At 64.4% G+C, this 7,721-nt stretch carries 9 protein-coding genes; 3 read left to right on the top strand and 6 right to left on the bottom strand.

Annotated features, from left to right (window positions below):
• Positions 1 to 16: 16 nt before the first annotated feature.
• From ABIV12_RS17130 to ABIV12_RS17145, 4 genes are read right to left on the bottom strand one after another with little or no spacing between them, the layout of a single operon-like run.
• Positions 17 to 814, bottom strand: coding sequence for a pseudouridine synthase (locus ABIV12_RS17130; RefSeq protein ID WP_348061599.1), 798 nt, complete (start codon positions 812 to 814; stop codon positions 17 to 19).
• Positions 815 to 816: 2 nt separating this feature from the next.
• Positions 817 to 1,083: an acylphosphatase gene (locus tag ABIV12_RS17135; RefSeq protein WP_348061601.1), complete on the bottom strand. Its 267-nt coding sequence runs from the start codon at positions 1,081 to 1,083 to the stop codon at positions 817 to 819.
• Between the two features lie 7 nt (positions 1,084 to 1,090).
• Positions 1,091 to 1,579, bottom strand: coding sequence for a TlpA disulfide reductase family protein (locus ABIV12_RS17140; RefSeq protein WP_348061603.1), 489 nt, complete (start codon positions 1,577 to 1,579; stop codon positions 1,091 to 1,093).
• Entirely contained in the window at positions 1,576 to 2,886 is a 1,311-nt protein-coding gene (locus ABIV12_RS17145) for a YihY family inner membrane protein (RefSeq protein ID WP_348061605.1), read from the bottom strand. Before ABIV12_RS17145 ends, ABIV12_RS17140 begins: the two co-directional genes overlap by 4 nt.
• A gap of 116 nt (positions 2,887 to 3,002) precedes the next feature.
• Here ABIV12_RS17145 and wrbA point away from each other — a divergent pair, with 116 nt between their 5' ends.
• Together wrbA and ABIV12_RS17155 are read left to right on the top strand one after the other, a co-directional pair.
• Positions 3,003 to 3,602: an NAD(P)H:quinone oxidoreductase gene (gene wrbA / locus ABIV12_RS17150; RefSeq protein ID WP_348061607.1), complete on the top strand. Its 600-nt coding sequence runs from the start codon at positions 3,003 to 3,005 to the stop codon at positions 3,600 to 3,602.
• Complete coding sequence (locus ABIV12_RS17155; protein WP_348061609.1) at positions 3,599 to 3,922, top strand: DUF2069 domain-containing protein; 324 nt, start codon at positions 3,599 to 3,601, stop codon at positions 3,920 to 3,922. The genes wrbA and ABIV12_RS17155 overlap by 4 nt, the downstream gene beginning before the upstream one ends.
• Positions 3,923 to 4,013: 91 nt before the next feature.
• Here ABIV12_RS17155 and ABIV12_RS17160 read toward each other — a convergent pair whose 3' ends face one another.
• Positions 4,014 to 4,988 carry a LysR substrate-binding domain-containing protein gene (locus ABIV12_RS17160; protein ID WP_348061611.1) on the bottom strand — a complete coding sequence of 325 codons (975 nt, stop codon included), beginning with the start codon at positions 4,986 to 4,988 and terminating at the stop codon, positions 4,014 to 4,016.
• A gap of 197 nt (positions 4,989 to 5,185) precedes the next feature.
• On the opposite strand from ABIV12_RS17160, the gene ABIV12_RS17165 reads away from it, so the two are divergent.
• Complete coding sequence (locus ABIV12_RS17165) at positions 5,186 to 5,680, top strand: asparaginase domain-containing protein (protein ID WP_348061613.1); 495 nt, start codon at positions 5,186 to 5,188, stop codon at positions 5,678 to 5,680.
• Here ABIV12_RS17165 and ABIV12_RS17170 read toward each other — a convergent pair.
• Positions 5,681 to 7,721: AsmA family protein (locus tag ABIV12_RS17170; protein ID WP_348061615.1), on the bottom strand; the 2,041-nt coding region annotated here is incomplete at its 5' end.

Here is a 7,721-nt window from a genome sequence, read left to right on the forward strand (position 1 = left end):
CGTTGTCCCGCGGCTTTCAGCAGGACGAGAACGCGGGAACAGTCGTCGAAGGTTCGGCGAGTGACGCAACCTCCGCCGCGCTGAGGTGGCGCCAGCAGCCCTTGGCGAGTTCACCAAGTTCGATGCCCCCAACCCCGACCCGGACCAGCCGCAACACCGCAATGTCGAACGCGCCGAGGACTCGGCGGATCTGCCGGTTGCGACCTTCATCGAGCACGATCTCCAGCCACGCATTCTTCTCACCGCGTCGCAGTTCACCCACCTGCTTCACCGCAAGGGTTTCTCCATCGACCTCGACGCCATGCACCAGCGCTGCCAGAACAGCTGCATCCGGCAACCGATCGATCCGCACGTGGTAGGTCTTGTCGATGGCTGAGTGCGGCGCGGTGATGCGCGCCGCCCATTCGCTGTCGTTGGTCAACAACAGCACGCCTTCACTTGCCTTGTCGAGGCGTCCGACCGGCGCGATCCATGGCAGGCCTGATTCGGCAAGGAGTGCATACACGGTATCGCGACCGCGCTCGTCCGATGCGGTGGTCACGTAACCGCGCGGCTTGTTGAGCATGAGATAGAGACGCTCGCGCGCGCCAACCGCAATGCCGTCGATCGACAAGCGCGCGCGCTCCGGATCCGTCGGACACTCCGCGTCGCGCACAACCTGGCCATCGACCGCGACGCGTCCGGCGCGGATCCACTCGGCTGCCTGTGTGCGCGATGCGATGCCGAGCTTGGAGAGCACGCGTGCCAGTCCATGCCGACGCATACCCGGCAGAGACGCCGAAGAGCGCGACGGAAGCTTGCGCGGTGGACGCATCGTCAGCGCGTCGAAAAATCGGTGTGATCCTGCGCGGCAATGTCCAGCCGTTCGACGGCGTCGACACGCGCAGCGGGCGGGCCTTGCTTCAGCCACGCATGCAATGCAGCGAGTGCGTCGACATCGCCACTGGCGACCACTTCGACGCGACCATCGTCGAGATTCCGGGCAACGCCGGTGACGCCAAGCGCGCGTGCCCGCTGCGCAGTCGACGCTCGAAAGAACACGCCCTGGACCCGACCGGCCACGAGGAACCGCAGGCTCGGCATCCGCTTGCTACTTCTTGGACCCGGCCGCGAGCGCGGACTCGAGATCGGCGCGGGTGATCGGCCCGGTGAACTTCTTTGAAACATTGCCGTCCGGTCCGATCAGATACGTCGTCGGCAACCCGCGGGGTGCGTCGAAATCTGCGGGCGGCTTGTATACGTCGACCTGGGCCAGCGGATAGGCGACCGGATGCGACATCGCAAACGCATCGACCTCGGCCTTGTCGGTGTCCTCGAACGCGAGTCCGATCGCGACGACGTCCTTATGAGCACCGACAAATTCGGAAATGTCCGGCATCTCCTTGATGCACGGCCCACACCACGTTGCCCAGAAATTCACGACCACCCAGTGCCCACGTTCAGCCGCCAGATCGAACGTCTTGCCGTCGAGTGTCTTCACGACCAGTTTCGGTTGCTTTACGTCCTTCGCGTCAGCAACCGGTGCGCACGCCAGCAGCACCGCGATGGCGACGGGCGCAGAAAAGCGGATGCATTTCATGGAAGCTCCATTGAATCGGAAGTGGGCGCGTCGGGAGCGACTGCGGCCGTCGATGGTACATCGGGCGGAAACAGCTCGGCCAACCGGATGTCGAGCGACGTGCGTACCTGATCGCCGAGTTGCTCCAGCAAGGCCGATCCCGGCTGCGCCATCCCGCCCTCGATGGCGTGGAGATCGAGTGGCAGCCGGTACGCGCCCTCTTCGTAGATTTCCAGCAGATCGGTGGTGGCAAGATCGCGCACCACCATCCACTCGCCCAGTTCGCCACGCTGGATCAGTCCAACGCGATGCAGGTCGCCGAGGTAGCGTTGCAGGAGATCATCGGTGAGAAACGGTTCTGCTGCACGCAGTGATTCGCTGCGCAGGCCGAGCCCCTGTCGTTGTGCGGCAACGAAGTGCGCGAGCACCCGCAGCAGGCCCGCGAATTCCTGTCCACGCGGCAGGCGCATCGACGCAGGGCGATAGTCGAACGCGCTCAGCGACGCGGTGATCGATGCACCAAACAACACGATCGCCCACGACAGGTAGATCCAGAAAATGAAGATCGGCACCATCGCCAGCGCACCGTACACCGCCTGGTAGCTCGCGTAATTGGTGGCGTACAGCGCGAATCCGCGCTTTGCCGCCTCGAACAGCACCGCGCCGATCAGCGCGCCGATCAGTGCGTGGCGCATCTGCACGGTGCGATTGGGGATCACCGCATACGCGGCCACCAGCGTGCTCCACACGATGAGGAATGGCAGCACCGACAGCACGCGCGCCTTGATGGACAGCTGCGCGTCGGCGACGTCGATGAACGGCAGTGCAAGCGCGTAGGAACTGATCGCCAGTGCCGCAACCACCAGCAACGGACCGAGCGTGAGCGCAGTCCAGTAGACGAGGAAGCGCGCACTTGCGCGGCGCATGACCTGCACACGCCAGATGCGGTTGAATGCATCCTCGATGCTGGTCATCAGCGAAATCGAGCTGAACAAAAGAACCAGGATACCGACCGCAGTCGCCTTGCTCGCGTTGTCGGCGAACTGGGTGATGTACCCTTGAACCGTGCCGCCGGCCGCCGGCACGAAATTGTCGAAGACCCATTGCGTGATCTGGTCGCGCCAGCCCGCGAAGCCTGGAAACGCCGCGAGAATGCCGAGAATCGCCGCGGTGAGAGGCACGAGCGCGAACACCGAGGTGAACGACAACGCGCCGGCCGTCTGCATGCAGCGGTCTTCGAGGAAGCGATCCCAGGTGAATTCGAGGAACGTGGACACCCGCTCGCGGTCGTAGCGGCTTCTGGCAAACTTCGCGAGTCGGGGCATCATGGAGTGAGCCTAACCCAGCCGACAGGTGCGGTGAACCACTACGTCGCGTAGTCACCGGGTTGCTTTCCTTCCCTGGACGACGCGCACCCGACATGCCCGCCGAGCGGACTTTTTCCATGACCGAAATCCTTGTTCTCTACTACAGCCGGACTGGCAAGGTCGCGCAGCTCGCGCGGCTGGTCGCACGCGGGGTCGAGGAAGTCGACGGCATGCGCGCACGCCTGCGCAGCGTGCCGCCGGTCGCGCCGGTGACGGAAACCACCGCGCCGCCGGAACCGGAAGACGGTTCGCCGTATGCCACTCGCGACGACCTGCGCGACTGTGCGGGCCTCGTGCTGGGCAGTCCCACCCGGTTTGGCAACATGGCCGCGCCGATGAAGTACTTCATCGATTCGACCGCCGCGGAATGGGCGTCCGGGACACTCGTCGGCAAGCCGGCCGCTGTGTTCACCTCGACCAACACAATGCACGGCGGCCAGGAAACGACACTCCTCTCGATGATGCTGCCACTGCTGCATCACGGCCTGCTGATCGTCGGCTTGCCCTACACCGAACCAGCGGTCAGCCGCACGCAAGGCGGCGGGTCGCCCTATGGCGCGAGCCACGTCGGCGGCGCGAACGGGGACAATCCACTCAGCGACGACGAGCGCACGCTGGCTCGCGCACTCGGGCGCCGCGTCGCGGATGTTGCCGCTCGCTTGGCGCGCGGCGCGTGAAAGCACTGCCCATCGGGCTTGTCGCATGGGCCTTGCTGACGCTGTTGCAGCTCGTCTGGCACGGATGGCTCGCGCCATCCACGGTTGCGCTGGTGATCACGTTGCCGCCGTTGCTGCTTCCGCTGCTCGCATTGCGCAAGGGTGCAGGGCGAGCGCTGCTGTGGGTCGGCATCGCTGCGCTGTTCTACTTCTGCCACGGTATCTCCGAAGCATGGAGCGAACCGGGCGTGCGCGGCGTTGCGCTGGTTGAGACGCTGCTCTGCGTGGTGCTGATCGGAGCGCTCGGCTGGGATGCGCGAGGCTACAAGCGCACGCGTTGAGCACAGAAGCTCGCTGCCCCGAGAGGGTTCCGCCTACATCGCGGCTGAAACCGCTCCCACCCGGATACTGCTCGGCGTGACGACGCGTTGGTCACATGACCGCTTCGACGGTCTTGCGTTGTTCCTCGCACGGGGAGTTTTGCCGGCGCATCGCGTCGGGCAGTCGCGCAGCAAGAAATTCGACGAATGCGCGCACGCCAGGAAGTTGGCCACGCCGGCTTGGATAGACGAAGTGCATCGTTCCCTGGGGCATGGACCACGCGGGCAGCACGATTTCAAGTTCGCCGCGCACGAGGGATGGACCGCAGATGAATTCCGGCAGCATCGCGATGCCGACACCACGCTTTGCCGATTCGAGAAGCACCGCGAATTCGCCACAGGTCACGCGTGCCTGCATCTCGATGTTCGTTTTCTGCCCGTGCGTATCGATCAGTTCGAGAATCTGCGCGCCTTCGTGTTCGAGCATCGACACCAGCGGCAACCGCTCGAGATCCGCCGGTTGTTCCGGCCGCCCCTGCGCATCGAGAAACGCTGGGCTCGCGACGAGCAGCACGCGCGACTGGCCGAACGTGCGCAACACCATCGATGCATCCGCGTCGAGCTTGTCGCGCACGCGGATCGCCAGATCGAACCCCTCGCCGATCATGTCGACGCGACGATTGCTCGCGAGCAGGCGCACCTGGATCTTCGGATACTGCAGAAGGAAGTCCGGCATCACGTCCGCAAGAAGGGTCTGCGCCAGCGAAACCGGACAACTGACGCGCACGATGCCGCGCGGTTCGGCGCGCAGCTCATCGACGACATCCTGCGCCGCCTGCGCCTCCTCGAGGGCCGCGCGGCAATGCGCATAGAAACGCTCGCCGACGTCGGTGACCGCAAATCGTCGCGTCGTCCGCTGCAACAGTCGCACGCCGAGGCGCTCCTCCAGTTGCGAGACGCGTTTGCTCAAGCGTGACTTCGGTGTCCCAAGCGCGCGACCGGCCGCAGAGAATCCGCGGTGTTCGACCACCGCTGCGAAAAAACGCAGGTCGTTGAGGTCGTGCAATGCGCCCTGGATTGCCGACATCACTGTTTCTCCGCGGTCAACGAACCGCGGCATTCTTGCCGACTCCCGATGCGATTGTCCACGAGCGTTTCGCTCATCGACGCCGCGACGGTGCGATCGAGTTTCGCCACGCGACGATGGACGTTGCGCGGGTCCTGACTGACAATCGCGCCCCTCGGAGCGGCGGTTCGCCGCCCTGCGCCACGGGATGATCCAGCATGCAGCACCTCGTTATCGTCACCACGGGCGGAACGATCGACAAGATCTATTTCGACGACAAGTCCACGTTCCAGATCGGCGAGCCGCAGATCGGCGACATCTTGCAGACGCTCGGCGTCGCGTTCACGTTCGAGGTGCTGCCGGTCATGCGCAAGGACAGCCTGCACATGGACGAGCACGACCGCCACGCGATCCGTGCGGCAATCGAAGCCCAGCCGCATCGGCATGCGCTGGTGACCCACGGCACCGACACCATGGTCGAAACCGCGAAGGCGCTGGAGGGGCTGGCCGGCAAGGTGGTGGTGCTGACTGGCGCGCTGAATCCCGCGCTGTTCAAGGGTTCGGACGCGGTGTTCAATATCGGCTGCGCGGTCGGCGCGGTGCAAACGCTCGCGGACGGCATCTACATCGCCATGAACGGCCGCATCTGGGATCCTTCGCGCGTGCGCAAGAATGTCGACGCGAACCGGTTCGAGGCTGCCACGACGATGTAATCAATCCCGCGACGGTTTCCTCTTCGCGTTTGTCGAGCGATCGATGGGTGAAGGCGCAGCCTTCTTCGAATCCGGCGTCTTCCCACCGGACTGTTTCACCTGTTCGATCAGACCTGCGCAGGATTTCGGCGTGTCGCCACCGAGCGCCGTCAACGCGAGCAGTGCAGCGGGCGGCGCAACCAGCCCCAGGCCAATCGCGGCCCCACCGCGCAGCAGCAACTGTTTCTTGTCGACGCTGACTTCGACGTGACGGAAACTTCCTTCGATGTGCAGGGGCGAGCGAAGCGAGAGCAGGCGGATTCCCTTGGTCTGCGGATGCGCGGTCAGGTCGACCGATTCATCGGACAGGCGAATATGGCCGTCGATGTCGATCCGTGCATTCTCGGTGTCGAAGACGAATACATCACTGGTCATGCTTCCGTCCTTCGCGGTGAAATCGGCGACCGCGCAATCAATCGCGATGCGCCGGTCGCCGGTCAACTTCGTCAGCACCAGGTTGCCGACGTTGAGCCCGGCTTTCTCCATCAGCTCTTCACTGACCTGCCCATCGGTCATCAGGATTTTCAGGGAGCCGTTCGATGTGCCGAGAATGGAGGCGATCGAGTTGCCGCTGCCCGCAAGACGCGTGGTCGCACTCACTTCGCCCTCGCTCGTGGACAAACCGTCGGTGTGCGCAAAAAGCTTTCGCAGCAGCAGCCTTTGCGCATCGAGCGCAACAGTGCCCTCGACCGGCTTCGTGTTCGCATCGATGTGCAACGATGCTTTGACGGTTCCGCCGGCCATGCCGAAGCGGAGTGGATCGAGCATCAGCTTTCCGTCTTTCATCACGATCTGCGTGTCGACATCGTGGATGGGCAGCTCGATGACGCGCACGACCTGCTTGCCGGTGAAGTGCACATCGGCGTCCATCGCGTTCCATCGCTGCACGTCGAACGGAGACGACGGCAGCACGCGACCGGAGCGCGGACGCGACGTGTCGCCGGCCTTGTTGCCGTCCGCCCCATTGACGCCGACCAGCGTGCCGAGATCCTCGACCTGCAACAGGGTCGAGTCCACCTCGCCGGTCAGTGTTGCGCGCGGATCGCCCGACTTGTAAGTCAGCGTGCCGGCGAGATCGCTTCCGCCGACACGCGCGGTGAAATCCTCATACTTCAGGGACGTGCTGTGCGGATGAAAATGTCCACTCAGCCTGCCCACACTCGCGTACGACGGTGTCTGCGGCAACGAGAGCCCGGCGATCGGATAAAGGTCGGCGAGGTTCGATCCGCTGATCCACAACCGCATGTCGATCGCGTCGGGACTTGTAGGGTCGGTAATGGTGCCGGTGAGCGCAATCTCGGTGTTGCCCACCTCGATGTCCGCGCGCACCGGAAACGGCCGGTTCGAGTCGCTGAGTGCCAGCACTCCGCCGAAACGCCCGTTGCCGTCGATCTTTGCGCCGCGCATGGTTCCTTTTGCGGTCCAGCCAAACCGGTACGGCGGCGGGCTGTTTTCGACGGTGCGCTTGCGCGCGCGCGATTCGGCGGCTTCGTGCAAACGCCGAGCGGCAGTCTTGCCGACACGCTGGATCACTCCGCGCCGTGTCGTTGGATCGTCGCCTTCGACGCGCTGGCCGAACGGGATCGGCACATCCAGCGGTTCGATCTCGACGTGCACGTCGAGATCGCGTTGGGCGTCCGCAATCGCGATGTCGCCCGCGTCGAACTCGATTTCACCGACCTCCGCGTTCCAGGCACCGCTTTGACCGGACGACGCGAACGTCCAGGTGTTGCTGTCGTCCTTGCGTCGCTCGAAATCCAGCGACGGCTTGACCAGGCGCACGCGGGGAATGACGACGGCATGACCGAGCAGCGGCAACAGGCGCAGATCCAGTTCGATGCCTTCGAGTTGAGCGAACGCCCGCTTTTTCGCCCACTCCGGATTGCCGATGCGCACCTTTTCCGCACTGACCTGCAAGCCCGGCGCCCACACCTGCGCGCCGTCGCGAACCGCGTGCCAGTGCCACGAGGTTTTCAGATCGCCATCGATCGCGACGTCGCGA

Origin of the sequence: Dokdonella sp., from assembly GCF_039926425.1 — a bacterium.
GTDB lineage: Bacteria > Pseudomonadota > Gammaproteobacteria > Xanthomonadales > Rhodanobacteraceae > Dokdonella_A.